A 3,392-nucleotide genomic window follows, 5' to 3' on the forward strand; every position below is an offset into this window, starting at 1 on the left:
CTGTATCATATCATTTTGATGTTTAATAGGTCAAATGACACAGTTTTTCTTAACTATAGCCGCCATTTTTGGCGGTTTATCTGTTGCTGGTGGTGCTTTTGGCGCTCATGCTTTGCGGGAAAAAATTAGCGAGCGCTCTTTAGAAATATTTGACACTGGCGCTCGTTATCAAATGTATCACGCCCTGGGACTTTTGTTAGTCGCCATCCTCATGAGTCGTTTAGAAAGTCCCCCGACGACGCTTTTAGTTAGTGGTTGGTTATTTATAATTGGTGTGGTAATTTTTTCCGGCAGCTTATATGCTATCAGTTTAACGGGTATTAAGTCTTTAGGCGCAGTTGCTCCATTAGGAGGATTGGCATTAATGCTGGGTTGGGCTGCTTTAGCTGTGGCTGGTGCAACTATCAAGTTTTAATCCGTAATAAATGGGAAATGGAGTCTAAATTATCACTCAAATCACCCTGGTTTCTCCTGCCTGTTACCTTTTCTATCTTAATAGATTGAAAAATAGTATCGTCAGTTGGTGACATCAAGTAGGTAAAATATTACCGCAGTCTTAATAAAATAGGTGTAGCCAGCACGTGAAGATATTTGTATATCACACTCCCGAATTGACCCCAACTGATACAGTTCCAGAATGTGCGATCGCCGTTGATGTTCTGCGAGCAACTAGTACAATGGCTACGGTTTTAGCCGCTGGGGGCGAAGCTGTGCAGGTTTTCAGTGATTTAAATCAACTCATGGAAGTAAGTGAAAAATGGTCTCCAGAAAAGCGACTCAGGGCTGGAGAACGGGGTGGAGCTAAAGTAGCTGGTTTTGAGTTGGGTAACTCACCCTTAGATTGCACACCAGAATTAGTTGCCGGCAAAAGGTTATTTATTAGTACCACCAATGGGACAAGGGCTTTACAACGAATCCAAAATGCCCCCATTGTCCTGGCAGCAGCTTTGATTAATCGGGCAGCCGTAGTTAAATTTCTCTTAGAACAGCAACCGGAAACTGTCTGGATTGTGGGTTCTGGTTGGGAAGGAAGTTATTCTTTAGAGGATACAGTATGTGCAGGGGCGATCGCCCATAGTATTGTGCAACAAAGTAGTTATGCCCAACAAGAAATCAGTGGTAATGATGAAGTGGTTAGTGCGATCGCTCTTTATTCCCAATGGCAAGATAACTTACAAGGACTACTCTATCAAGCTAGTCATGGTCAACGCTTATTACGTTTGGAATGTTTTGAAGACCTGAAATATTGTTCCCAAACCGATATTTTAGATATTTTACCAATTCAAACAGAACCAGGAGTATTAAAAAGTCAAAACAACTAACAAGTCAGGAGGTAGGGGCGCAGGGCCTGCGCCCAGTCAGGAGTCACGAGAAAGAAAGAAGAAAATTTCTTCCTCTCTCTCTTCTTTGGCAAATCAAACATAATAATCAGGAATTTTCATCCTGTTAATCCTTTAATCCTGGACATCCTGATTCAGACAATTAATCCTGAAATCCTGGATATCCTGATTCAGACAATTAATCCTGAAATCCTGGACATCCTGATTCAGACAAAGACACACCCAACCACCCGGCAAAATTCTCCATTTGTGTGAAAGAAGGATTTTCTACAACTTTAAGTTGATACTTGCCAGGAATTGATGCAGCTAGAGTAACAGAATAAGTCCGCAATTCATCTTGATGAAAAACAGTAACTTGAATAGAATCATCCGCTCGATAATTCTTCAAGCGTTCATTTAACTGATTTCCCACCCTAATACCATCAATCGCTAATAATTCATCTCCAGCATCAATTCCCGCAAATTGTGCCGGTGAACCCGCTTCCACAAACTTAATTATCTCCCGTCCATTTTCAGTATTTATCCTCACACCCAAATAAGGTTCTTCATTCTTTTCCTCAACTAATTGCAAACCAAAAGGTTGCAAATATTGATTAAAAGGTAAATCGTCCAAACCATGAAGATAGCGTTGAAAGAAATCTCTTAAATCCATACCCGCTACAGACTCAATCACACCCTCTAATTGTTCGGGAGTATAACCAACTTCATCCTTTCCAAACTCCTCCCACATTTGCCGCATTACATCATCCAAAGAACGCTGATTCCCATGATGAACGCGAATTAATAAATCTAATAACAGTGATACCATTTCCCCTTTGATATAATAGGAGATTTGGGAATTACCACTATTAGCATCTGGACGATAAAGTTTAATCCAAGCATCGAAACTTGACTCCGCCAAAGGTTGTACCTTGCGTCCTGGAGTCATTAAATATCTAGTAATTTCCTTACTCAAATAATTCAAATATGCCTTAGTATTATAAATACCCGCCCGTAAAGGAATGATTAAATCATAATAACTGGTTGTTCCTTCACAAAACCACAAAGATGGTGTATAATTTTCCTGATCATAATCAAACACTTCCAAACCCAAAGGACGAATTCTTTTAACATTCCATAAATGAAAGAATTCATGTGCCACCAATTGCAAAAATGGTTCATACTTATCCAAAGTCCGAAATCCCAACCTTTGATAAATTAACGAACAAGAATTTTTATGTTCTAAACCACCAAAACCCTGTTGAAGCAAATGCAGCAAAAATACATATCTATCATAAGGTAAACCACCAAACATTTGTGATTCTACCTCAATAATTTTTTGGCAATCAGCAATCATTTGCTGTGGTTGAAAATTTCCTTTTCCCCAAACTGCTAATTCATGAGGTTTTCCCAAAACTTCAAAATTGTATAATTGATGAAAACCAATTTCAAAAGGACAATCAACTAAAGTATCAAAATCAGCCGCGACAAAAGTATTTTTTGTTTCTGCAAATATTGGTAAACCAGTAGTTATTTGCCATTGAGAGTTAGCTGGAATCACCCGGATATATATGGGTAAACTTTCACAACCAGGGATTCTGAAAAATAACGCCGCCCCATTAAAATAACCGTGAGTAGCATCTAAATGATTTGTTCTGACTGTTAATTCATTAGCAAATACACGATAATGAATAGTTACTTCTGAAAAATCGCCTTTTTCTACTTGCCAATGATTTTTACTAACTTTATGCCAAGACAAAGGTTCATGATCAGCAAAAGCTGCAAAATCTTGTAAATGTCTCTCATATTCCCGTACTAAATATGAACCAGGAGTCCACACAGGCATTTTTAAATTAAGAACTGCCGATGGATAGTTGACAATGTGTAAAGTCACCTCAAACAGATGGGTTTCTGGTTGAGACATTCCCACCAAGTAATGAATTTGTGGAGAGAGTTCTGAAATCATTTTGTGTTGAGTTTTGAGTTACTTATCCATAATCAACAGTCTATGGGTTATCGTCAAGTCCAGGCATATAAAATTAATAATATGATGTATTTATCAATACCTTGTTC

The 3,392-nt window shown here is 38.5% G+C and carries 3 protein-coding genes; 2 read left to right on the forward strand and 1 reads right to left on the reverse strand.

Features of this window, described 5'->3' with window-relative positions:
* Window positions 1-34: 34 nt before the first annotated feature.
* Together FJR37_RS25705 and FJR37_RS25710 are read left to right on the forward strand one after the other, a co-directional pair.
* Complete coding sequence (locus tag FJR37_RS25705) at window positions 35-415, forward strand: DUF423 domain-containing protein (protein ID WP_039202701.1); 381 nt, start codon at window positions 35-37, stop codon at window positions 413-415.
* Between the two features lie 166 nt (window positions 416-581).
* The gene (locus FJR37_RS25710) at window positions 582-1,322 is read left to right on the forward strand and encodes a 2-phosphosulfolactate phosphatase family protein (RefSeq protein WP_039202703.1); all 741 of its coding nucleotides are present in this window, start codon (window positions 582-584) and stop codon (window positions 1,320-1,322) included.
* 196 nt (window positions 1,323-1,518) lie between these two features.
* Here FJR37_RS25710 and FJR37_RS25715 read toward each other — a convergent pair whose 3' ends face one another.
* Complete coding sequence (locus FJR37_RS25715; RefSeq protein WP_039202705.1) at window positions 1,519-3,285, reverse strand: M61 family metallopeptidase; 1,767 nt, start codon at window positions 3,283-3,285, stop codon at window positions 1,519-1,521.
* Between the last annotated feature and the right edge of the window lie 107 nt (window positions 3,286-3,392).

Source organism: Aphanizomenon sp. UHCC 0183, assembly GCF_009712065.1.
Lineage (GTDB): Bacteria > Cyanobacteriota > Cyanobacteriia > Cyanobacteriales > Nostocaceae > Dolichospermum > Dolichospermum heterosporum.